This window comes from Ensifer sp. D2-11, assembly GCF_054161295.1.
The window spans coordinates 3,339,170-3,363,632 of record NZ_CP096433.1 but is presented as its reverse complement, the minus strand read 5'-3'; the positions used below and the strand labels follow the sequence as shown (position 1 = coordinate 3,363,632).

The following is a 24,463-nucleotide window of genomic DNA, read 5'->3' as shown; positions in this document are numbered from 1 at the left end:
GCCGTTTCTTCGCGCTCGGCGCATCGCGCACCCCATTGGCATCGACGGAGGCCTCGGCTACTGTCCCGTCCGCAAGGACAATCGGACGCCGTCATGCTCGACCTCACGCCCTATCTGCCGCAGCTCCTCGTCGCGTGGACAGCTTATATCATCGCCGTTGCTTCGCCGGGGCCAGCGGTTCTGGCGATCATCGCGACCTCGGTCAGCCGGAGGAGAAGCGCGGGCCTGGCGCTCGCCTTCGGCGTGCTGAGCGGCAGCTACACCTGGGCGATGCTGACGGCTTCCGGCCTGTCGGCCCTCATCCGAACCTATGGCCAGGCGATCATCGTCCTGAAGATCGCCGGCGCCTGCTATCTGTTCTGGCTTGCCTATAACGCGCTCAGAGCGGCGATGCGGGGCGACGCCCAACCGTCCGCCCTTCGTGTTCCCCCGACTTCCTCGCTGAAGAAGCTTTACCTCAAAGGTCTCGGGATCCACCTGACCAATCCGAAGGCGATCTTCGCCTGGATCATGCTGGTCTCGCTCGGGATGCCGGAGGGAGCGCCGGTCGGCGTCACGGCCGCCTTCATCGGCGGCTGCATGCTGATCGGTCTCGTGATCTTCTGCGGCTTCGCGATCGTCTTCTCGCTCGCGCCGGTACATCGCGCCTATCTGAAATCGCGGCGGATCATCGAGAGCCTGATGGCCGGCTTCTTCGCCTTTGCGGGCTTCAAGCTGCTGACGGCACGGCTCTGATCCTCGATACTACTCCGCCGCCGCCTGGCCGTGGCCGAAGCGTTTCTCGATATAATCGGCGACGAGCAGCTGAAAGTCCTCGGCGATCTTCGGCCCGCGCAGCGTCAGCGCCTTCTGCCCGTCGATGAATACGGGTGCGGCCGGCATTTCGCCGGTGCCGGGAAGCGAAATACCGATATCGGCATGCTTGCTCTCGCCGGGGCCGTTGACGATGCAGCCCATCACGGCGACCTTCAGCGCCTCGACGCCCGGATATTTCTCACGCCAGACCGGCATGCTCGCGCGGATATCCTCCTGGATCTTCTGGGCGAGTTCCTGGAACACGGTCGAGGTGGTGCGGCCGCAGCCCGGACAGGCCGCGACGACCGGAATGAACTGACGGAAGCCCATCACCTGCAGAAGCTCCTGCGCCACCTGCACCTCGCGCGTGCGGTCGCCGCCGGGTTCGGGCGTCAGGGAAATGCGGATGGTGTCGCCGATGCCCTGCTGCATCAGGATGCCGAGCGAGGCGGAAGAGGCGACGATGCCCTTGGTGCCCATGCCCGCCTCGGTGAGGCCGAGATGAAGCGCATGGTCGGAACGCGCGGCGAGCATCGCATAGACGGCGATCAGATCCTGCACGCCCGAAACCTTGGCGGACAGGATGATGCGGCTACGCGGCAGGCCCAGCTCCTCGGCAAGTTCCGCCGAGAGAAGCGCCGACTGCACGATCGTCTCTCGCATCACCTGTTGTGCCGTCAGAGGGGAGCCATTCGCCTGGTTCGCGTCCATCAGCCGCGTCAGGAGCTCCTGGTCGAGCGAGCCCCAGTTCACCCCGATCCGCACCGGCTTGTCGTAGCGGATCGCCATTTCGATGATTTCGGCGAACTGCTTGTCCTTCTTGTCCTTGAAGCCGACATTGCCGGGATTGATGCGGTATTTCGCAAGCGCCTCGGCGCAGGCCGGATGATCGGCGAGCAGCTTGTGGCCGATATAGTGAAAATCGCCGACGAGCGGCACGTCAATGCCGAGGCGCAGGAGCCGCTCGCGGATCTTCGGCACGGCCGCGGCGCTCTCGTCGCGGTCGACCGTGATGCGCACCAGCTCCGACCCTGCCTTGTGGAGTGCGGCCACCTGCGCGACCGTCGCATCGATATCGGCCGTATCGGTGTTCGTCATCGACTGGACGACGACCGGAGCACCGCCGCCGACAATCACGCCGCCGACATCGACGGCGACCGAGGCGCGGCGCGGCTGTGGCTCGAAATCGAAGGCAGAAGACATGAAGGCCTCTTCTTGGGTCCGTTGCTGCAGAGCGGAACGCGCACGGACCGCCCGGGAACTTTCACTTCAGGTGGCGAAGGAACGCCCGCTTGTCAACGGCAACATCACGCGCTGACGGCGAATTGATGGCAGCGGCTGCGCGACTGCCCCTCATCCGCCCAAACGACGATCACCCCTTGCTGTGATCCGCGTGAACGGCGTGATGCGAAAGCAGGAGCACCACGATGAACAGCACGGGAACGCAGGCGAAGATGATCGCGAAGCCGCTGTGTTCCGCGATGAAGCCGATCAATGAGGGCGCAAACAACATGCCGGAATAGCCCATGGTGGTCGCGACCGACAGCCCTATGCCCGGCTGCAGACCCGGCATATTGCCGGCGGCCGAAAAGGCGATCGGCACCATGTTGGATATGCCGATGCCTGCAAGCGCAAAACCGAGGATCGCGAGAACGGCATTGGGAGCGAGACCGGCCAGCACCATGCCGGCGAGAGCGGTCACGGTGCAGATGCGCAAGGTCAGAGTGGCACCGAGCCGGTCGCGCACGTGATCGCCGGCAAAGCGCATCGCCGCCATGGTCGCCGAGAAGGCGGCAAAGCCGAAGCCCGAAAGCTCGACGGAGGCGCCGAGTTCATCCTTCAGATAAAGCGCACCCCAGTCGAGAACGGCACCCTCGGGCACCATCGAGAAAAGGGCCATGATGCCGATCAGCCAGGGCAGCGGTGTCATCGGCAGCCTGAGCTTCTCTCTGGTTGCCGCAGGATGCGGACGGTCGGCAAGGATCATCGGCCAGGCAACCGCGAGTATCGCAAGACACAGGCAGGTGACGACGATCGCATGCGGCAGCACGCCGAAGCGCGCCATCAGAAAGCCGCCGATCCCCGCGCCGATCAGCCCGCCGAGGCTCCAATAGGCGTGGCACGAGGACATGATGGCACGGCGCATCGACTTCTCGACCTCGACGGCATTGGCGTTCATGGCCACATCCATCGCGCCGACGAAGCCACCCAGCAGGAACATGCCGAGTGCTGCCGTCCACAGATTCGGCAGGAGCGTCAGAAGGAGAAGCAGCGGTGAAAGGATGATCGCCGTGACCTTGACCACCTTCTGCGAGCCGAGACGGGCGATGAAGCCGCCGGCAATCGGCATCAGCACCAGCGAGCCGATGCCGAAACCGAGGATGAGAAGACCGAGAACGCTCTCGCCGATGCCGAGCCGCTCCTTGAACTCCGGGATTTTCGGCGCCCAGCTTCCGGTGACGAAGCCGTTCATCAGAAACAGGAGAGACACGGCAAGCCGGTTTTTCGACATATAGCCCTGCCGGCCAACGGCTTTCGGGGCGGAATCTGTGCGCTGATCCATGGGTTAACCTTCCGCTGCCGGATTGTCCGGCTCAATTGGTGATTTCGATGAGATTGCCGTCGGGATCGCGGATCACCGGATAGGCTCCTTCGCGAGAACGACGTTCGCCCCCCGCGCCGTGAAGGCCGCGACCTCGGCTTCCGGCGCATCCGCCTCGAGAACGAGCGTGGAGGCGCCGTCTATGGCGACCACCGTATGCGGTGCTGCGGTACCGAGCTTGTCGGTCGTGACGGCCGCAAGCAGGGCGCGGCTCCTGGAAGCGATCAGCCGCTTGAATTCCGCATCCTCGAAGTGGAACGCGGTCAGCCCTGCTTCGGCATCCGCACCGCAGGTTCCGAGAATCGCGAGATCGGGCCGCAAGAGCTCGGCATCGCGCTGCGCCCGCGCACCGACCGCCGCGCCGACAGCGCGGTTCAGCGGCCCGCCCACCAGAATGACCTCGATGCCCGGCTTCTCCATCAAGGCCGCGGCGATCGGCGGCGTATTGGTGATGATCGTCGCGGAGAGGTCCGGTCCGATTGCCTGCGCAATCGCCAGATTGGCGGAGCCGGCGTCGAGGAACACGGTCATGCGCGGCCTTAGAAAGGCGACGGCAGCCCGCGCCAGCGCCGCCTTGCGTTCGGGCGCGCGGGATATCCGGGCCACAAGCGAGCCTGCGTCGGGCGCAACCGGCAGCGCTCCGCCATAGACGCGCTCGCAAAGGCCGGCGGCGGCCATCTCGCGCAGGTCGCGACGGATCGTGTCTTCCGACACGCCGAATTCGCGCGCGAGATCGACCGCGAGCACCCGGCCCTCGGTTCTCAGCCTTTCCTGGATCAGGCTCTTTCTCTCTCGCAGCAGCAGATCGGTGGACATCCTGGAACCGTGCATAATCGTGCATGAATCGATGGAAACGTGATTATCATTCCCGAGCGCGGCTTTCAATCCCGCCTGCCGCAAAACCGCAGGCACGCAAACGGAACATTTCACGCCTCAGCGTTTTGGGTGGGAATCGGCCATCTGAGGAAAAATCTTTATCGAAACCGTTCGGAATTGGTCTTTTATACGCTTGGAAACCGGCGGGTTTATGCGAAATTCGCTGTAATCCGGATGACGGGCCGGAGAACCAGAACTGGAAAAACAACGATGAAACTCCTTCCGACGCTTTTTGCCGCCGCACTCCTGCAATTCGCCGCCTTCGTTCCCGCTGAGGCGGGGCAGAACCTGGACGAGGTCAAGTCCGCAGGCGTGCTGAAGATCGGCACCGAGGGCACCTACGCCCCCTTCACCTATCATGACGCGAGCGGCGCTCTCGTCGGCTTCGACGTCGAGATCGGCCAGGAAGTCGCCAAGCGCCTCGGCGTCAAGCCGGAATTCCTGGAAGGCAAGTGGGATGGACTGATCGCCGGCCTCGACGCCAACCGTTACGACGCTGTCATCAACCAGGTCGGCATCACCGAGGAGCGCAAGAAGAAATACGATTTCTCCGAACCCTATATCGCCTCCAAGGCCGTGCTGATCGTCCGCGGCGACGACGAGGAGATCAAGGACTTCGCCGACCTGAAGGGCAAGAAATCGGCACAGTCGCTGACCAGCAACTTCGGCAAGCTCGCGCAAGCCTCGGGCGCCGAGCTCGTCGGAACCGACGGTTTCGACCAGTCGATCCAGCTCGTGCTGACGGGCCGCGCCGACGCGACCATCAATGACAGCCTCTCCTTCCTCGACTTCAAGAAGCAGAAGCCGGATGCGAATGTGAAGATCGCCGCCGAAAAGCCCGATGCCGATTATTCGGGCATCATCATCCGCAAGGGCGAGCCGGAGCTGCTCGAAGCGATCAACAAGGCGCTGGCCGAGATCAAGGCCGACGGCACCTATGAGAAGATCTCGCAGAAATATTTCGGCGCCGACGTTTCGAAATAGCGTGTGGAAGATGTCGGAACGGCCCCTCATCCGCCTGCCGGCACCTTCTCCCCGCCAGCGGGGCGAAGGGACACGCGGCAACCTCTCGCACCTTACTCGCCTTTGGAAGACGCGATGCGCCGCGGCACCCTAACCCTCTCCCCGCCTGCGGGGAGAGGGTTAGTCCTCGGGTTTAACCCGAGGAGAGGGGCAATCCGTGCCTTCGCATTCCCTGCGGCCGGCGGATCAACCAGGGTGACCTGAAGCGGGGAGAGAGTCCCGCGGAACAGTTGCACGGATGTGGGCTTCACACCTTTCCCCATCCTGCTTATGAATCGCGATCCGTCCCTGCATCCGGGACGGATCGCGCGTTTTGAAAGGTTCTGTCTTGCCCCACTGGCTTCAACTGATGGCGGACTCGTTGCCGGCCCTGCTCTGGGCGGGGCTGATCTTCACGATCCCGCTGACGCTCCTCTCCTTCACCCTCGGCCTGGCTCTCGGCCTCGTCACCGCCGTCGTCCGGCTGTTTGCTCCGGCTCCTTTCGCGGCCGTGGCCCGGTTTTATGTGTGGGTGATCCGCGGCACGCCGCTGCTCGTGCAGCTCTTCGTCATCTTCTACGGCCTGCCGAGCATGGGCATACTGCTCGACGCCTTTCCTGCAGCGCTGATCGGCTTCACGCTCAACATTGGCGCCTACAGTTCCGAAATCATCCGCGCGGTGATCTCGTCGGTTCCGAGGGGGCAGTGGGAAGCGGCCTATTCGATCGGCATGAGCTGGAGCCAGGCGATGCGCCGGACGATCCTTCCGCAAGCGGGCCGCGTCGCTGTTCCGCCGCTGTCGAACACCTTCATCTCGCTCGTCAAGGACACCTCGCTCGCCGCTGCGATCACGGTGCCGGAGCTTTTCCAGACGGCGCAGCGCATCGTCGCCACCAGTTACGAACCCTTGATCCTCTACATCGAGGCTGCCCTGATCTATCTTGTCATGAGTTCCGTCCTTTCGGCGCTGCAGGGGAAACTGGAGCAGCGCTTCGCCCGCTATGGCGGCTTCCTGGAGGCGCGCGCATGATCGAGCTCTCCCACATCGTCAAGCGCTTCGGCACCAACACCGTGCTGAACGACATCAGCGTCTCGCTCGCGGAAGGCAGCGTGACTGCGCTCGTCGGTCCCTCCGGCGGCGGCAAGAGCACGCTGCTGCGCTGCGTCAACCTGCTGGAAATCCCGACGGCCGGGACAATCCGCCTCGGCGACGACCGGCTCGAATTCGCCGAAGGCCGGAAGGTCGGCTGGCAGGCGATCCAGAGACTGCGCCGCCAGACCGGAATGGTGTTCCAGAACTTCCAGCTTTTCCCGCACCAGACGGCGATCGGCAACGTGATGGAAGGCCTCGTCACCGTTCTCAAATGGCCGGCCGACCGGGCGCGCGCCCGGGCGCTCGAGCTGCTGGAGAAGGTCGGCATGGCACACAAGGCCGATGCCTGGCCGGCCACGCTTTCCGGCGGCCAGCAGCAACGCGTCGCGATCGCCCGCGCACTCGCCCCCTCGCCGCGCGTGCTCCTGTGCGACGAGCCGACCTCGGCGCTGGATCCGGAACTGGCGGAAGAAGTGGTGGAGGTCCTGAGCCGCCTTGCGCGGGAAGGCACCACGATGATCATGGCCACCCACGACCTTCGCCTCGCCTCCCGCGTCGCCGATCACGTCGTCTTCCTGGATGGGGGCGTCGTCGTCGAAAGCGGCCCCCCGCGCAAGATCTTCTCGACACCGGAGCGCGAGCGGACCAAGCGGTTCATCGCCTCGCTGAGTGCGCCGATGAGCTATGACATCTGAAGGGCGGGCGGTGCTTAACCCCCGAACACCACCAGCAGATCCTTCGCATCGATCTGATCGCCGGCCCTTACGAGCACCTCGGAAATCACCCCGTCCTTCTCGGCGTGAAGCGCCGTCTCCATCTTCATCGCCTCGATGGAGAGCAGCACGTCTCCGGCCTTGACTGATTGGCCGGAGGCCACCGCGACGGTCGAGATCACGCCCGGCATCGGCGCGCCGAGATGGGCGGCGTTGCCGGCTTCCGCCTTGCGGCGGACGGCAGCCGAGGCGCCGCGGTTGCGGTCGGGTACCTTGATGGAACGCGGCTGCCCGTTCATTTCGAAGAACATCTTGACCATGCCCTTCTCGTCGATCTCCCCCTGCGCCTGGTTGAGGATGACGAGCGTCTTGCCCTTCTCGATGTCGGCGAAGAGTTCCTCACCCGGCGCCATCCCGTAGAAATAGGCGGGCGTCGGCAGCACGCTGACCGGGCCGTAGGTCTCGCAGGCCACCGCATAATCGGTGAAGACCTTCGGATACATGAGGTAGGAGGCGAACTCGAAATCGGTCACTTCGCGGCCGAGCTTCTCCTCGATGCCCTTGCGCTCGGCGTCGAGATCCGCGTCTTCGAGCAGCGAGCCCGGACGCGCGTCATAGGGCTCCTCGCCTTTCAGCGCCTTCTTCTGCAGCGCCTCCGGCCAGCCGCCCGGCGGTTGGCCGAGATCGCCCTTGAGCATGGAGACGACCGATTCCGGGAAGGCGATGTCCTTGCCCGGATTCTCGACATCGGCGACCGTCAGATCCTGGGAGACCATCATCAGAGCCATGTCGCCGACGACCTTGGAAGACGGCGTCACCTTGACGATATCGCCGAACATCCGGTTGGCGTCGGCATAGGCCTGCGCCACCTCGTGCCAGCGGGTCTCGAGGCCGAGCGAGCGGGCCTGTTCCTTCAGGTTGGTGAACTGGCCGCCCGGCATCTCGTGCAGATAGACTTCCGAAGCCGGCCCCTTGAGGTCGCTTTCGAAGGCCGCATATTGATGGCGTACCGCCTCCCAGTAGAAGGAGATGCGGCGGATCCATTCCGGATCGAGGCCCGGGTCGCGCTCCGAGCCGGACAGCGCTTCGACGATCGAGCCGAGGCAGGGCTGAGAGGTGTTTCCGGAGAGCGCGTCCATCGCCGCATCGACGACATCGACGCCCGACTCGACTGCGGCGAGCACGGTCGCCGCCGCAATTCCGGAAGTGTCGTGCGTGTGAAAATGGATCGGCAGGCCGGTCGCTTCCTTGAGCGCCTTGAAAAGCACACGCGCCGCGGCCGGCTTCAGGAGCCCGGCCATGTCCTTGACGGCGATCATGTGGGCGCCGGCCTTTTCCAGCTCGGCCGCAAGCGCCGTGTAGTATTTCAGGTCGTATTTCGGCCGGGCGGAATTGAGGATGTCTCCGGTGTAGCAGATCGCCGCCTCGCAGATCCTGTCCTCCTCGGCCACCGCGTCCATCGCCACGCGCATGTTCTCGACCCAGTTCAGGCAGTCGAAGACGCGGAAGACGTCGATGCCGCCCTTCGCGGCCTGGCGGACGAAATATTTGACGACATTGTCCGGATAGTTCTTGTAGCCGACGCCGTTGGCGCCGCGCAGAAGCATCTGCAGGAGCAGGTTCGGCGCACCCTCGCGCACCATTGCCAGCCGCTCCCACGGGTCTTCCGTGAGGAAGCGCATCGACACGTCGAAGGTCGCGCCCCCCCAGCATTCGAGCGAAAAGAGGTTGGGCAGCGCCCGCGCATAGGTGCCGGCGATGCGGGCGATGTCGTAGGTGCGCATGCGCGTGGCGAGAAGCGATTGGTGGCCGTCGCGCATCGTCGTGTCGGTGATCAGCACCTGCGGCTGCGCCTTCACCCATTCGGCGAATTTCTTCGGGCCGAGCTGGTCGAGGCGCTGCTTCGTGCCGGGCTTCACATCGCCGCCGATGAACGGCACGACCGGCGCGGCGATATCGTCGGAAGGTTTCGGCCGGCCCTTGACTTCCGGATGGCCGTTGACGGTGACGTCGGCGAGATAGGTGAGAAGCTTGGTGGCGCGGTCCTGGCGCTTGACCTGCTGGAACAATTCCGGCGTCGTGTCGATGAAGCGCGTCGTATAGCTGTTGTCGTGGAACTTCGGGTGGCTGATGATAGCCTCGAGGAAGGTGAGGTTGGTCGCCACGCCGCGGATGCGGAATTCTCGCAGCGCACGAATCATCCGCTGGATCGCCTCGCCCGGGTTCGGCGCCCAGGCGGTGACCTTCTCGAGCAGCGGATCGTAGTAACGGGTGATCACCGCGCCGGAATAGGCGGTGCCGCCGTCGAGGCGGATGCCGAAGCCGGTGGCGCCGCGATAGGCGGTGATGCGGCCATAATCCGGAATGAAGTTCTGCTCCGGGTCTTCCGTCGTGATGCGGCACTGCAGCGCATGGCCGTTGAGGCGGATGTCCTCCTGGCGCGGCACGCCCGATTCCGGCGCACCGATGGCGAAGCCGTCGAGAATATGGATCTGCGCCTTGACGATATCGATGCCGGTGACGACCTCGGTGACCGTATGCTCGACCTGGATGCGCGGATTGACCTCGATGAAGTAGAACTTGCCGGTATCGGAATCCATCAGATACTCGACGGTGCCTGCGCCGATATAGTTGGTCGCCCTGGCGATCTTCAGCGAATAATCCGCGAGTTCCTGGCGCTGCGCATCATTGAGATAGGGCGCCGGCGCCCGCTCCACGACCTTCTGGTTGCGACGCTGGATCGAGCAGTCGCGCTCGAAAAGATGGACGACATTGCCGTGCGTGTCGCCGAGGATCTGGCTTTCGACGTGACGGGCGCGCTCGACGAGCTTTTCGAGATAGACCTCGTCCTTGCCGAAGGCGGCCTTGGCCTCGCGCTTGGCCTCGGTCACCTCGCGGATCAGGTCCTTGGGGTCGCGGATCGCCCGCATGCCGCGGCCGCCGCCGCCCCAGGAGGCCTTCAGCATCACCGGATAGCCGATCTCCTCGGCCAGTCGCTTGATCTCTTCCGGGTCGTCCGGCAGAGGCTCGGTCGCCGGCACGACCGGCACGCCGATCGAGATCGCGAGGTTGCGGGCCGCGACCTTGTTGCCGAGCTGGCGCATCGTCTCCGGCTTGGGGCCGATGAAGGTGATGCCGTTTGCGGCACAGGCCTCGGCGAATTCCGGGCTTTCGGAGAGCAGCCCATAGCCCGGATGTATGGCGTCGGCGCCGGAGAGCTTGGCGACGCGGATCACCTCGTCGATCGACAGATAGCTCTCGATCGGTCCGAGGTCGCGGGGAAGGTGCGGCCCGCGTCCGACCTGATAACTCTCGTCCGCCTTGAAGCGGTGCAGCGCCAGCTTATCCTCCTCAGCCCATATCGCGACCGTTTTAAGCCCCAGCTCATTGGCCGCGCGGAAGACGCGGATGGCGATTTCGGAACGGTTGGCAACAAGGATCTTGGAAATGGACAAGTCGGACTCCTCATAGACTTGGACACGCGGGAATGCTGCACCCGCGAAAAGAACTATTAGCGAGTCAAGGAATGAAGCGCAATTTCAGATGCGACATGAACGCTGACCCATTCGGTCAGGAGCACGGTGCACGAGAGTGGCGTGAACATTCGGAACCTCCCTGACCCTGTGCTTGTCACAGGGAGCCAGCACCGCCGCGTCTGCGGCGGGGAAGACGTCCTGTCAGCCTAGAGCGGGATGAGGAAAAGTGTGTGCGGTTTTCCGCCCGCATCCCGCTCTAACTTCTACAGGACGTGGGCTGGCCGGATTCCTGTGACGGGCACAGGAATGAAGGGGAGGGAGCGCGACCCCTTTCGAATCCGGTCGAGGCGCTGCACTTCGGCTTGTGCCGTCAGGAGATCAGTCCCAGGCGGAAGGCGATCGCCACGACGTGATGGCGGTTCTTCGCCTTCAACTTTTCCTGGATGCCGTTCATGTACCAGTCGACCGTGTGGCTGGAAATGTCGAGGACCTTGCCGATGTCGTTCGACGTCATTCCGTCGGCGAGATAGTGGAGCGCCTCCATTTCGCGCCGCGTCATCTGGACTTCGACGCGCGAGACGAGTTCCGCCATGATCTCCGGATCGGTGAGTTCGAGCAGCTTCCAGAACAGCCGCTTGGCGATGGCGTCGAAAAGGCTCAACTCCACCGGGCTAAGATCGACCACACGGCCGCCCACGGTCAGGTTGCCCATGAGCCCGCGCCGGCCGTGGACGGGAAAGATATAGCCGTCGAAGAGGCCATGATTGCGCGCCTCGACCATCATGCTTTCCATGCGCTTGCGGTGCGGGTCCGAGCGGAAGGCCACGAGCGTGTCGCGCCAGCGGAAGCCGCGCTGGGCATGCCCGAGGAAGCGAATGGTCGGATCGATCACGACGTATTTCTTGCGGATGTAGATTTGCGGCCAGCCCTCCGGCCAGCGTCCGGCCAGAAGAAGTCTCAGCGGATTCTCATGCGGTTTCGGCTGACGCACGATGCCGTAGAAGTCGAAACCGCAGCGGTCGAGCAGGCGCTCGAACTCGGGCAGGATCTCCTCGCGCGTCTTCATCTCTTCCAGTAGCGCCAGAAACTGTACGAGCAACGTAATATTCATAGAGCATCCTCAAATCAAAAACGCGCCGCGCAACCCGCCAGGCCATGTGAATACGCCGTTCAGAAGCCATTCATGTTGCAACCGCGATAATTCTTCATATCACGCCCGGTCTTGCAGGAAACCTGCAAAAACTCGGAGTCGAGGCATCAAGATAGCTAACGATGAATCATCCCGCCAACCCTCCCATGGTATCGGATGATCCTTCTCGCTGATCCGCCCCGTCTACCGCGTTTTTTGGGGAGAACGCAAAGGCCGTCACCCGCGGCTTTGCCGGCACGCAAGGTGGATGAAGATCATCCTTGCCGTCGGTTCAAGACGCAACGCATTGCCGCATCGTGCCGTTGCGGCGCCAATTCCGATACCCGAAAGGGGTGAGACAGTGTCCTTGTTTCAGGTGTATGCAAGAGCGCTTCAGTATCTTGCTGTCCACAAGTTTCGCGTCGGGGCGATCGTCATAGCCAATATCGTCCTGGCTGCCATCACCATTGCGGAGCCGATTCTGTTCGGCCGAATCATCGACGCGATCTCGTCACAGAAGGACGTCGCGCCGATGCTGCTCCTGTGGGCGGGCTTCGGCGTCTTCAATACGATCGCCTTCGTGCTCGTCTCCCGCGAGGCGGACCGTCTCGCGCATGGTCGCCGCGCTTCGCTCCTGACCGAAGCCTTCGGCCGGATCGTCTCGATGCCTCTCTCATGGCACAGCCAGCGCGGCACCTCCAATGCGCTGCATACGCTGCTGCGCGCCTGCGAGACGCTCTTCGGCCTCTGGCTCGAATTCATGCGGCAGCATCTGGCGACGGCGGTGGCGCTCATGCTTCTGATTCCGACCGCCTTTGCTATGGACGTCCGCCTGTCGCTCATCCTCGTGGTGCTCGGTGCGGCCTATGTGATGATCAGCAAGGTCGTGATGAGCCGCACGAAGGAGGGCCAGGCTGCCGTCGAGGGACATTACCACACGGTCTTCTCGCACGTGTCCGACTCGATCAGCAATGTTTCGGTGGTTCACAGCTACAATCGGATCGAGGCTGAAACGCGCGAACTGAAGAAGTTCACGCAGCGCCTGCTGTCGGCCCAGTATCCGGTGCTCGACTGGTGGGCTTTGGCGAGCGGCCTCAACCGCATCGCATCGACGATCTCGATGATGGCGATCCTCGTCATCGGCACCGTGCTGGTGCAGCGCGGCGAGCTCGGCGTCGGCGAAGTGATCGCTTTCATCGGCTTCGCCAATCTGCTGATCGGCCGCCTCGACCAGATGAAGGCCTTCGCCACCCAGATCTTCGAAGCCCGCGCCAAGCTCGAAGACTTCTTCCAGCTCGAGGATTCCGTGCAGGACCGCGAGGAACCGGCCGATGCCGGGGAACTGAAGGGTGTCGTCGGCGAGGTCGAATTCAGGGACATTTCCTTCGACTTCGCAAACTCGGCCCAGGGCGTGCGCAACGTCTCGTTCAAGGCGAAGGCCGGCCAGACGATCGCCATCGTCGGCCCGACCGGTGCCGGGAAGACCACGCTCGTCAACCTCCTGCAGCGGGTCCACGAGCCGAAACACGGCCAGATCCTCATCGACGGCGTGGACATCGCGACCGTCACCCGCAAGTCGCTGCGCCGGTCGATCGCCACGGTCTTCCAGGATGCCGGCCTCATGAACCGCTCGATCGGCGAAAATATTCGCCTTGGCCGTGAGGACGCCTCTCTGGACGAGGTGATGGCCGCCGCCGAGGCCGCCGCCGCGAGCGACTTCATCGAGGACCGCCTCAACGGCTACGACACGGTCGTCGGCGAACGCGGCAACCGCCTGTCGGGCGGCGAACGCCAGCGCGTCGCGATTGCCCGCGCGATCCTGAAGAATGCGCCGATCCTGGTGCTCGACGAGGCGACCAGCGCGCTCGACGTCGAGACCGAGGCCCGCGTCAAGGATGCCATCGACGCCTTGCGCAAGGACCGGACGACCTTCATCATCGCCCACCGCCTGTCGACCGTGCGGGAAGCCGATCTGGTCATCTTCATGGATCAGGGCCGGATCGTGGAAATGGGCGGCTTCCACGAACTCAGCCAGAGCAACGGCCGCTTCGCCGCGCTGCTTCGCGCCAGCGGTATCCTGACGGACGAGGATGTCCGCAAGAGCCTTACGGCGGCGTGATCGCCTCACTGGATTGCAACAGGATGCCCCGGATTCCGGGGCATTTTTTGTTGACCGGGAAAGTCGGCTGCCATTCGGCGCACGGCGCTGCCGGCACGACCGGAGCGCTTGGGGATAATCCACGGCTTGCACCTCCACGGCGATCGGGAGAAGACTGCCCCTCGGCACACACTTTCGTCCGTCGCTGGAAAGCACTGGGCCTGCTCCGTCCAATTCCGGGAGACCTGCATTCAATGAGTGAATATCAGTTCTACGAGTTTCAGGCGCCCGACAGGTCGCTGACGAAGGGCGAGCAGGGAATGCTGCGCGACTTCTCCTCGCGGGCGCGGATCTCTGCGACGAGCTTCACGAACTAATGGAACGCTTCTTCGACCTGCCCCTCTATCTCGCCAATTGGGGCACGCGGCAGGGCGACTCTGCTCCCTGCGTGCGGATAAAGGTATCCCTCACGCCGCCTTCAGCGGCGGCGCCACGGACACTTCCTTCAGCCATTCGAGGTAATAAGCATAGGCGAAGTGCAGGCCGATGCCGCCGATGACGAAGATTGTGCCGATGATCCGGTCCCGGTCGGTGACGAGAAGCAGCACCTGGCCCGCCATTGCGAGGATCGTCCCGAAGATGAAGACGGCAAGCGAATGGCGCCCGATCATCACCAGGGGATGGTTGCTTCCGACCCGCGTCAGCCGGCTGAAGACAGGAACGGTTGCGAGAATATAGGCGAGCGCCAGCACATGCAGCAGCCGCGTCAGCGACAGGAAGGTCTTGTCGAAGCCGGTCAGCACCGCAGGCAGCCCGAAGGAGAGATCGATGTTCCACCAGGAAAACAGCACCCAGAAGGCGGAAATCGCGAGATAGGCGACGGAAAGGCCAAGGAGCCAGGGGCTTCGCGGCAGACTGCCGCCCCGCCGCACATGGCTCATGCACAGGATGCCGATCACGAACAGGAACTGCCAGGACCAGGGATTGAGGAACCAGTAGCCGTCGTCGAGAAAGTTATAGGGCACCATTTTGAAGCAGCCGGCAGCGAGCCAGAGCGTTGCCGAAAACGCGAGCAGCAATCTGGGGCGGACGGCATTCAGCCACAGGAAACCGGGCAGCAGCAGGAACAGCACCGCATACATCGACAGAATGTTGTTGTAGCCGAGCTGGTGCCCGAGCAGGACCATGGCGACGATCCCCTGCTCCGTCTGCTCGACGATCGGCCGGATGTTGATCTCGCCGATCAGTTCCTGACGGCCGAAATAGAGGGCCCCGCCGGCGAAGATCGCAAGCGTCACCACGCTCGTCATGATGTGCGCGACGTAGAGCGCCAGGGCGCGCCGCCATATCTTCAGCGTGAGGGCGAGCCGGCCGCCGGCCAGGAACTTGCCGGAATAGGCCGCCCCGACCGACAGGCCGGAAATCAGCACGAAGGCCTCCGCCGAATCGGAAAAGCCGAAATTCTTGTGCGTCAGATATTCGAGATATTGGCCCGGTACATGGTTGACGAAGATGGTCAGCAGGCAGAGGGCCCGAAAAACGTCTAGGCGTGTGTCGCGCCCGGTCGGCACCGGATGGGCGACCCCTCTCTGATCGTTGCCGCCCTCAAAAGTCTTTTGCAGCATGCGCGTCGATATCCGGGATTTGGCGCCCCGCCCCACCCCTGTTGAAACCGGCGCCGCCGTGCCGGCTCGATCCGGGCCGCGCCGACGCCATGAATGAATAACGAACCTGGGCAAACAAAAACCGGCCTTGCCCTGACGGATACAAAGCCGGTTCAGCTCATGCTTCAAGTCCGGCAGCTACAGCAAAACCCCTTCATGCGCGTTTTTTGTGACACTATTATTTACACTTACGACCGGTTCACCACTTTTTGAATCGCGGCTGACGGAAATCCGGTGCGTGGTGCCGTTCACGCGCACTTCGGCCGAATAGCCCGGCCATTCGGAGGGCAGGACCGGGCGGATCAAGAGCTTGTCGCCTCTCTTGCGGATGCCGAGGATCCCCTCGACGCCGGCGCGGTAGAGCCAGCCGGCGGAGCCCGTGTACCAGGTCCAGCCGCCGCGGCCGGCAAGCGCGCCCTCACCATAGATATCGGCAGCAACCACATAGGGCTCGACACGATAATGCTCGGCGTCCGCCTGGCTGAGAGCATGCGACACGGGGTTGAGCATGCGGAAGGTGCGCCAGGCCTCCTCCGCCCGCTCCTGAGCAGCGAATGCCAGCACCACCCAGGTGGCCGCGTGGGTATATTGACCGCCATTCTCGCGCACGCCCGGGGGATAGGCCTTGATGTAGCCCGGGTCCTGCTTCGTCGTCTCGAGCGGCGGCGTGAACAGCCGGACGATACGCTTTTCGGGATCGACGAGCTCCGCCATCACCGCGTCCATTGCGCGCAGCGAGCGCTCCTTGTCGCCCTCTCCCGAAAGCGTGCTCCAGGATTGCGCGATCGAATCGATGCGGCACTCGCCGTTCTCCGCCGATCCGAGCGGCGTGCCGTCGTCGTAATAGCCGCGGCGGTAGTAGTCGCCGTCCCAACCTGCCTGTTCGAGCGCATCCTTCAGTGCTTCGAGATGCCGCTCCCATAGCGCCACGCGCGGCTTGTCCTTCCGGGCACGGGCATAGGGCAGGAACGCACGCAGGGTGCCGGCCAGGAACCAGCCGAGCCAGACACTCGTGCCCTCCCCGGCCTCCCCGACCCGGTTCATACCGTCGTTCCAGTCGCCGCCGAGAATGAGCGGCAGACCGTTGGCACCGGTCCGGTGGATGGCGAGATCGAGCGCACGGGCGCAATGCTCGTAGACGTCGCCCACCTCGTCGGCCACATCCGGCTTGTAGAAGCTGTCGTGCTGGCCCTCTTGCAGAGCCGGCCCGGTGATGAAGGGAACTTTCTCCTTGAGGATGTCTTCCTCGCCGGTGACGGCGCAATAATGCGCAACCGCGTGTGCGAGCCAGACCACGTCGTCCGAGATCATCGTGCGGACGCCCGCGTCCGTTCCGGGCAGCCACCAATGCTGCACGTCGCCTTCGACGAACTGCCGCGCCGCGGCATTGAGAATCTGCGCACGGGCAAGCGCCGGCCGATGGATGAGGAAGGCGAGCGTGTCCTGCAGCTGATCGCGGAAACCGAAGGCACCGCTTGCCTGGTAGAAGGCCGAGCGTGCCATGATCCGGCAGCCGAGCGCCTGGTAGGGAAGCCAGTGGTTGATCATGTGGTTGAAGGCCCGATCGGGCGTCTCCACCTTCACGACTCCGGTGAAATCCCCCCAGAACGCCTTCGCCGCATCGAGCGCGGCGCCGAAACTGTCCGCCCTGAGTTCCTCCAGGACGGCTCGCACCTGATCGGAATTGTCGGCATCACCGAGGAAGAAGGTGACCTGTCGCTCCACGCCGGCCTCGACGGTGATATCCGTCGCGAGCGCCGCGCAGGCATCCCCGTCCACATCCGTCGATCCGGTGAGCTCGGCGCCTGATATCACTGCCTGCGGGGCGAGGATTCCTCCGGCCCGGCCAAGGAATTCCCGCCGGCTCGCCGTATAGCCGGCGATATCGCCGTCGCTGGCGAAGAACGCGCACCGGCCCGGATAATCGATGCTGTAGGGATTGGTGGCGACGAGCGTCTTCGCGCTTTCGTCCCACTCGCTGAGGACGAAGGGCGCGGTACGGCTGCGATTGTTGCCGAGCACCCATTCCGCATAGCCGTAGACGCGCAGCTTGCGCGCGGCCGAACTGCGGTTGCGGATCGTCAGCCGTACGAGCTTGGCCGGCAAGGTCCTGTGGACCGTATGCATGGCCTCGATCTCGAGCTCGTCCTGTGTGCTGAGAAAGCGCGAATAGCCGAGGCCGTGACGGGTTTCGAACAGGGCGGACTTGCGCCGCGACAGTGCGGCATAGGGCGTCAGCACCGCGCCGCTTGCCATGTCGCGCACGAAGATCGCCTCGCCCGGACGATTGACGACCGCGTCGTTGGTCCAGGGCGTCAACTGATAGTCGCGCGAATTGCGGCTCCAGGAGAAGGCCGCACCTTCGGCGGAGACATGGAAGCCGAACTGCTCGTTGGAGATGACGTTGATCCAGGGCTGCGGCGTCGCCTCGCCTCCGCGCAGCCGCACGGCATATTCTCGGCCGTCCTCGGCAAAGCCGCCGAAGCCGTTCCAGAAATCCAGGTCGCCGCCATCGAGGTCGACCGCCGTCCGCGCGTCGGCCTCCCGTATCACCGGCAGCAGCATCTCGGCGCCCTCCTCCTTCTTTTCGGAAGGTTTGGAGTAGAGCGATGTGGCGCGGGCTATCTGATCCGAGATCGTGCCGTTGCGCGCATGGAAGACGGCGCGGGATGCCGAGATCAGCGTCGACCAGGTTTCCGGTTCCATAAGGTCCCGGCGCACCGCAAATATGTGCTGGCGCGGGCCGTCCGAAAGGCCGCGAAGCCTCAAATTCTCGCACATCGAGTCGAGCGTGTGCTGCAGGTCCTGCGCGTAGGAGGAGGCGCGCTCGTTGACCACCACCAGATCGGCGGTGATGCCGCGAGCTCTCAGATATTCCTGCGCCCGCAAGGCCTCGCGGGCGATGCCGAGATCGCCGTCGTCGTTGATCCTGAGGCAGAAGATCGGGAAGTCGCCGGAGATCGCCAGCGGCCACAGCGCCGATTGCGAGGCGAGCCCGGTCTTGACGGTCTCCGCGTCGGCGCGAAGGTGCATATCCGGATAGACGAGATAGCGGCCGAGCATCTGGAAGCTCGCGGCCTCCTTCGAGGTGATCCCGACATGGCGCATCTGCACCTGGCTGCGGGTCCAGGCATGGATGAGCTCGTGATTGAAGGTTTCCGGATGCCGGTAGCGGTCGATCGCCCGGTCGACGCCTTCCCTGTCCGGGGCGGCGATCGTCCAGAAGATGACGCTCACTTTCTTGCCCGCCGGCACGCGTACGACGCGGCGGAGCGACACGATCGGATCGAGCGTGAAGCCGTCGGTGCCGGAAAGCGTGGCGCCCGGGTCGAATGCGGCCGCCTCGGCAAGCGTGCGGCCCTGGCCGAGGAAGCGCCGGCGATCGGTTTCCGCCTGCGTGTGGCGCTCGCTGCCGGCATTGTCGGTGACGAGATGGGCGACCTCGATGTCCGGATCGCCGGGGCTTCGCTTGTTGCGCGAGACCCATATCACGTCTCCGTGACGGCTGATCTCGGTGCGCAGGAACATCTTCGAGAAGGTCGGGTGCGAGCTGTCGGCATCGTCCATCGCAAGCACCGGCTCGGCATAGGAGGTCACCTCGATGAACCGGTCTTCCGTGCCCGTGTTGAGCAGGATAACCCGGCGGCCTTCGGCATCGTGCTCGGTCGCGACGATGCATTCCACCTCGCTTGTCAGATCGCCGACGGTCTTGACGAATTCGGCCTTGTCGTCGCCGAAGCGGGTAACGGTCTTTTCGCCCGGCGCACGCCGGGGCTCGGCCGTGGCCGACCACCAGTCACCCGTCACCGTGTCGCGAAGGAAGATGAAGGTCCCCGTCCTGTCCTCTACCGGGTCCGGAGTCCATCTCGTGACCGACTGGCCGTTCCAGCGGGCATAGCCCGCCCCGGTCGCCGTCAACATGACGGAGTAGTGACCGTTCGACAGAAGCACCGTCTCGCGGTCCTGATTGATCGGGTCTTCGACGACGCGGACTTCGGGGCGCAGGAGATCGGCCTGGCCCTTGCCCAGCGCTTCCGGCTCGCGCTTGGCTGCCATGACCGGGATGTCACGCGGGGCCTTTTCCTGCAGGAGGAGTTCGGCGGCCTCGATGACGGGATCGGCGTGGAACCACTCGCGCAGCTGCCCGTTGAAGACGACATTGGCGACCGCGGCGACCGACATGCCGTGATGATGGGCATAATAGTTGCGCACGACGGCGCATTTCTGGCCTTCCGGCACGCGCGTCGGCGTGAAATCGACGGCGTCGTGATAGCCGTAGGCCCCAAGCGCACCGACCTCCCGGAGCCGCGCCAGATTGGCGAGCGCCGATTTCGGATCGTACATGCAGGCGAGAATGGACGCGTAAGGCGCGATGACGGCGTTCTGCCCGAGGCCGCGCTTCAGGCCCAGCGTCGGCACGCCGAAGTTCGTATACTGGTAGGTCAGCTCGTGGTCGCGCGCATTGAAGGCCGCCTCGGAAATGCCCCAGGGCGTTCCGAGCCGCCGGCCGTGATTGATCTGCTCCTGGACTACCAGATTGTTGGTCTGGTTGAGGATGCCGCCCTGCCGCTCCTGCATGACGAGCGGGGGCATCAGATATTCGAACATCGAACCCGACCAGGAGACGAGCGCACCACGCGCGCCGATCGGCACGATCGGGCGGCCGAGCTTGTACCAGTGCTCGGTCGGCAGATCCCCCTTGGCGATCGCGAAAAGGCTCGTCAGCCGCGCCTCGGAGGCGAGCAGGTCGTAGCAGGCCTCGTCGAGCTCATTGGCGTTGACCCGGTAGCCGATCGACAGCAGCCGCCGCTCCGGCCGGAACAGGAAGCTGAAGTCCATCGAGAAGGCGATGTCGCGCGCGCGCTCCTTGAGCACCAGCAGACGCTGGCGCAGAGCCTCGATGGCACCGAGGTCGAAGACGCCGTCGGCGATATGCGCCTCGCAGGCTGCCACCAGCGAGCCCGCCCATGTCGCCACTTCGCCGCTCTGGACGGTGCGCACCTCATGGTCGAGATTGACCGTCAGCTTGTGCATGTCGCGTGCGAGCACCGCGAGGTTGATCACCCGGATGGAGGCGAATTCGCGCTCGCGCTTGACCGCCGCAAGTGCGTTCTGGAAGCCGGCGATGCGTTCCTCGACCAGACGCCTGAGCGGCCGTACGGTCTTGCGATCGTCGGGAAGCTCGTTCAACGCCTCCTTCAGAATCGCCGCGACGTCGCCGATGCCGTCGAGATTGCCCTGGACGTGGGCGGAGGGCGCTTCGGCCCATTCGCGGCACATGGACGAGACCGCGATCAGGTGTCCGGCGAGGTTTCCGCTGTCGACCGAGGAGACATAGCGCGGCTCCATCGGTTCGAGGCCGCGCGTGCGATACCAGTTGAAGAGATGGCCGCGATATTTCGGCATGCGGTCGATCGTGGCGATCGTCTGCTCGAGGCGCGTGATCGTCTCCTCGAAACCGATCCAGCCGAAGGACCGGGCCGACATGACCGACAGGAGATAGACGCCGATATTCGTCGGCGAGGTTCGCTCCGCGAGCACCGGCTGCGGCGTTTCCTGGAAGTTGTCCGGTGGCAGGAAGTTCTGCTCGGCAGTGACGAACGCCTCGAAATAGCGCCATGTCCGCCGGGCGATCTTGCGCATCTCCTCGATCGCCTCCTCGGAAACGACGAGCTGGTCTTCGGTCTCGGCGGACTGGCTGACGAACCAGGCAACCGCCGGCGAGGCGGCCCAGATAAGGGCAAAGGGCAGCCCGATGAAGGGCAGCCCCGTATCGGAGATGGCTGCAAGCGCCAGCGACACGAGCGCAAGCGCCGGTGCGGTCCACATCGCGCGGAAGTAGTCGCCGATCGAACCATGGCCGGCGCTCTGCACCTGCGCGGCGGTGCGCCATTCGAGCATAAGCTTGCGGCTGACGAAGGTGCGATAGAGAGAGCGCACGATCGCATCCGCCATCATCGCGGCATTATGGGCGATGAAGACGATGCGCAGCGCGACCTGCGCGTTTGCGGCGCGGATATCCGACAGCACCGTGTGGAGATGCGCACGCGCGACGATGTCGTTGCGCCGCGGCATGATCCCGGAAATCAGCGACAGCGTCGGCGCGACGAACAGGCTGAAAATCAGCACGAGCTGCCAGATCAGCGCCGGGGTCGGCTCCATGTAGTACCAGCCCATGACCGAGGCGGCGAGCCAGGCGACCGGAATGAGCGAGCGGCGCAGGTTGTCGTACATCTTCCAGCGCCCGAGCATCGACAGGCCGTTCTTCGGATTGAAGATATACGGCAGCAGCTGCCAGTCGCCCCGCGCCCAACGATGCTGGCGCGACATCTCGACCTCGTAGCGGATCGGAAAATCCTCGACGAGCTCGATGTCGGTGACCAGCGCGCAACGCGCATAGGAACCTTCGAGAAGGTCGTGGCTGAGCACCGCATTTTCTTCGATCCTGCTCTTGAGAGCAGCCTCGAAGGCGTCGACATGATAGAGGCCCTTGCCGGTGAAGCTGCCTTCGCCGGCAATGTCCTGATAGACGTCCGAAACGGTGAAGACGTAAGGGTCGATGCCGCGATTGATGGTGAAGATGCGCTGGAAGGCCGAGGCCTCGCTGCCGGTGGTGAGCGACGGCGTAACGCGCGGCTGCAGGAGGCTGTAGCCGGTCACGACCTCCTGTGTCCTCGGATTGACGACCGGCCTGTTGATCGGGTGATAGAGCTTGCCGACGAGCTTGGTCACCGCGTCGCGCATGAGACGCGTGTCGGAGTCGAGCGTCATCACATATTGCACGCCCTCCGGCACCATGTTGGCGCCCTGAAGGAAGGAGGTATCGCGGTCGCCGCGAAGCAGCAGGTTCAACTCGTGCAGCTTGCCACGCTTGCGCTCCCATCCCATCCACACGCCCTCGGCCTCGTTGTAGAGGCGGCGGCGGTGCAGCAGGAAGAACCGCGTCTTGCCGTCATAGGCATAGCGGGCAGAGAGAGACGCAATCTCGCGCTTGGCATATTCCAGGACATCCGTGTCGGCGGGCGCCTCCTCCGACTTGCTGTCGGCCCAATCGCTCAAGAGCGCGAAGTAGATCTCGCCGCGCGGATTGGCGAGATAGTGAACCTCGAGGTTGCGCACGAGCTCGTCCACATGGTCGCGCTTGGCAATCAGGCAAGGCACCACGACCAGCGTGCGTGCATCCTCGGGTATTCCGTCGAGAAACTCGTAACCGACGAGCCGCGAGGGTTTGGCGAACAGCGTGAAGACCGTGTTGAACAGCCCCATCGCGCCTTCGGAGGCAGGCAGCGCGAAGAGCAGGAGCATGATCAGCTTCGCGCCGCTCGGAATATCCATCGGGCTGACGAAGGCATAGACGACGATCATCGCCAGGATCGTCAAGAGAATGTTCGGCCCGGCTATGGCGAACCAGTCGAGCTTGCGCACCGACCGGATGAGGTGCTGGAAGATCGAGGGCGAATAGCCGATCCTCTTCTCGAGCGCCAGGCGCTGCTTGCCGACGAGGAAGGAGCCGACATTCGGCTCCTGCAGAGGCGCTTCGACGGCCGCGGCGGCCTTCGCCTCCTCGACCATCTCGATCGCGATCTCCGTGACTTCGTGCTCGCTGTGGCCGGAGCGGCGGGCGAGCTTCTCGATCGTGTCGCGATATGTGTTGCGCGATCCGAAATCGAGCGCCGCATAGTCGGACCCTTCGCGCAGCGTCGCATCGATCTTGCTGACGCTTTCGAACCAGACGGCCCAGTCCGTGTCGTCGATCTCGCGCAGGCTGCGGATGATATTGCTCATCGTCGCGTTGCCGGACGAAAGGCGGTTCTGCTCCGCTACCAGCGCCTCCTCGACATCGGTGCCGCGCCTTTCCAGCCTCTCCTCGATCCAGGCGATGACGGCACCCGAGCTCTGCGAACCGTCACGCATGCGGTAAAGGAGCTGTGCGATGAAGGTGTTGTCGGCGGCGAGCGCCTCGGACTCCACCAGAAGTGTCCGGCAGCCTTCCGGATCGTTCAGCCGGATGAGCTGGTCGGCGACCTCGTTCGCCTTCCGCCGCATGCCGCGCGAGCGCTCGACGCGGATGGCGATGCGCCTCAGATTTTCGATGAGGACGAAACGCAGGATCGACGGCAGCGCCCACAACTCGCCGATCTTGAGGGTCTCGTGCTCCTGGAAGCCCTCCACCATCGCGGTGATGCTTTCCCGCGTGACGGTACTATGGGTATGGGCAACGTAAAGCCAGGCAAGCGCCATCGTGCGCGGGATGACGGTTCCGGAGACCGAGAGGGTCGGCAGTTGCCGGTAGAACCGGCGCGGAAAGTCGCGCCGTACCTCCTGGATCGCCTCTTCGACGACGTGGTGGTTGTCGAGCAGCCATTCGGCTGCAGGCGTGATCGAGGCGCCGGCTTCCACGTCGGCCGCGGTCGCCCGGTAGACGCGCAGGATTTCCTTTTCGTTCTCCCGGTGGCGGGCGCGAAATTCGAAAGGAAAGAAGCCCGGCAGAGCGGATGTGCCTTTTTCGGCGAGGCTCGCGCCGCATGCTCGCAGGTCGTCTATCGAGAAATAGGTCGAGCGGATCGAATCGTTGTAATCGATCTGCTTCGCTTCCGGTTCGCGCGGTAAATTGGACTGCGTTGTGTTCTGGAGCATGGGTACGGATTCTGGTTCCACTCGGGACTGATCGGCCCGGTTGTCGTTGTTCTGCCGGTGTGGCTGCGACCCCGAGGATGCAGACGGCGCCGGCACGTTTCTAGACACGGTCATGTGCCCTCCTTCGCCGTCATCGTCCCGGGAAGAGAGTATCGGTGAAGGCAGGCGCCGAACGCAAAGCCGGCGGCGCGCTGGATTTCACGGCCGCGTGGTGCATGAAGATGGCATTTTTTAGCCGTGATGTCAGCAGCTTGCAAGGAATGCGAGCATCGCCCGCAGCCGGCTCCGGAGACCCGCACCGCGCGGAACCCGGCCAGCCGGCAAGCTCCCTCGGTTCGATGGATATCTCTGTCAAAATCCGCCCCTTCCTGGTGTAAG

14 protein-coding genes are annotated in these 24,463 nt (G+C 64.0%); 7 read left to right on the top strand and 7 right to left on the bottom strand.

Features of this window, described 5'->3' with window-relative positions:
- Positions 1–93 precede the first annotated feature (93 nt).
- Positions 94–735 carry a LysE family translocator gene (locus tag M1D34_RS15990; RefSeq protein WP_498779879.1) on the top strand — a complete coding sequence of 214 codons (642 nt, stop codon included), beginning with the start codon at positions 94–96 and terminating at the stop codon, positions 733–735.
- Between the two features lie 9 nt (positions 736–744).
- Here the strand turns inward: M1D34_RS15990 and ispG are convergent, their stop codons facing one another.
- The 3 genes from ispG to M1D34_RS15975 form a co-directional block, all read right to left on the bottom strand.
- Positions 745–1,998 carry a flavodoxin-dependent (E)-4-hydroxy-3-methylbut-2-enyl-diphosphate synthase gene (gene ispG, locus M1D34_RS15985; protein ID WP_014527003.1) on the bottom strand — a complete coding sequence of 418 codons (1,254 nt, stop codon included), beginning with the start codon at positions 1,996–1,998 and terminating at the stop codon, positions 745–747.
- 169 nt (positions 1,999–2,167) lie between these two features.
- On the bottom strand, positions 2,168–3,358 hold the full coding sequence (locus M1D34_RS15980) for an MFS transporter (protein ID WP_003535755.1): 1,191 nt from the start codon (positions 3,356–3,358) through the stop codon (positions 2,168–2,170).
- A gap of 72 nt (positions 3,359–3,430) precedes the next feature.
- On the bottom strand, positions 3,431–4,228 hold the full coding sequence (locus M1D34_RS15975; protein ID WP_014529968.1) for a DeoR/GlpR family DNA-binding transcription regulator: 798 nt from the start codon (positions 4,226–4,228) through the stop codon (positions 3,431–3,433).
- 255 nt (positions 4,229–4,483) lie between these two features.
- Here M1D34_RS15975 and M1D34_RS15970 point away from each other — a divergent pair, with 255 nt between their 5' ends.
- The 3 genes from M1D34_RS15970 to M1D34_RS15960 all read left to right on the top strand — a co-directional run bounded on the left by M1D34_RS15970 (position 4,484) and on the right by M1D34_RS15960 (position 7,063).
- Positions 4,484–5,257, top strand: a complete 774-nt coding sequence (locus tag M1D34_RS15970) for an amino acid ABC transporter substrate-binding protein (RefSeq protein WP_003535753.1) — start codon at positions 4,484–4,486, stop codon at positions 5,255–5,257.
- Positions 5,258–5,624: 367 nt separating this feature from the next.
- The gene (locus tag M1D34_RS15965; protein ID WP_003535752.1) at positions 5,625–6,305 is read left to right on the top strand and encodes an amino acid ABC transporter permease; all 681 of its coding nucleotides are present in this window, start codon (positions 5,625–5,627) and stop codon (positions 6,303–6,305) included.
- Positions 6,302–7,063, top strand: coding sequence for an amino acid ABC transporter ATP-binding protein (locus M1D34_RS15960; RefSeq protein ID WP_010970537.1), 762 nt, complete (start codon positions 6,302–6,304; stop codon positions 7,061–7,063). The genes M1D34_RS15965 and M1D34_RS15960 overlap by 4 nt, the downstream gene beginning before the upstream one ends.
- Positions 7,064–7,077: 14 nt before the next feature.
- Here M1D34_RS15960 and pyc read toward each other — a convergent pair whose 3' ends face one another.
- Both pyc and M1D34_RS15950 read right to left on the bottom strand, forming a co-directional pair.
- Complete coding sequence (gene pyc, locus M1D34_RS15955; RefSeq protein ID WP_498779877.1) at positions 7,078–10,536, bottom strand: pyruvate carboxylase; 3,459 nt, start codon at positions 10,534–10,536, stop codon at positions 7,078–7,080.
- 391 nt (positions 10,537–10,927) lie between these two features.
- On the bottom strand, positions 10,928–11,668 hold the full coding sequence (locus tag M1D34_RS15950; RefSeq protein ID WP_003535227.1) for a helix-turn-helix transcriptional regulator: 741 nt from the start codon (positions 11,666–11,668) through the stop codon (positions 10,928–10,930).
- Between the two features lie 379 nt (positions 11,669–12,047).
- On the opposite strand from M1D34_RS15950, the gene M1D34_RS15945 reads away from it, so the two are divergent.
- Together M1D34_RS15945 and M1D34_RS15940 are read left to right on the top strand one after the other, a co-directional pair.
- Positions 12,048–13,805: a glucan ABC transporter ATP-binding protein/ permease gene (locus M1D34_RS15945; protein WP_028004583.1), complete on the top strand. Its 1,758-nt coding sequence runs from the start codon at positions 12,048–12,050 to the stop codon at positions 13,803–13,805.
- 233 nt (positions 13,806–14,038) lie between these two features.
- Positions 14,039–14,161, top strand: coding sequence for a hypothetical protein (locus M1D34_RS15940; RefSeq protein WP_498781745.1), 123 nt, complete (start codon positions 14,039–14,041; stop codon positions 14,159–14,161).
- Positions 14,162–14,251: 90 nt separating this feature from the next.
- Here M1D34_RS15940 and M1D34_RS15935 read toward each other — a convergent pair whose 3' ends face one another.
- Positions 14,252–15,409, bottom strand: a complete 1,158-nt coding sequence (locus M1D34_RS15935) for an OpgC family protein (RefSeq protein WP_027994093.1) — start codon at positions 15,407–15,409, stop codon at positions 14,252–14,254.
- 177 nt (positions 15,410–15,586) lie between these two features.
- Positions 15,587–24,085: a cyclic beta-(1,2)-glucan synthase gene (gene ndvB / locus M1D34_RS15930; protein WP_498779874.1), complete on the bottom strand. Its 8,499-nt coding sequence runs from the start codon at positions 24,083–24,085 to the stop codon at positions 15,587–15,589.
- A 155-nt stretch (positions 24,086–24,240) separates the two neighbouring features.
- Here ndvB and M1D34_RS15925 point away from each other — a divergent pair, with 155 nt between their 5' ends.
- Positions 24,241–24,462: a hypothetical protein gene (locus M1D34_RS15925; RefSeq protein WP_003535216.1), complete on the top strand. Its 222-nt coding sequence runs from the start codon at positions 24,241–24,243 to the stop codon at positions 24,460–24,462.
- Position 24,463: the final 1 nt, after the last annotated feature.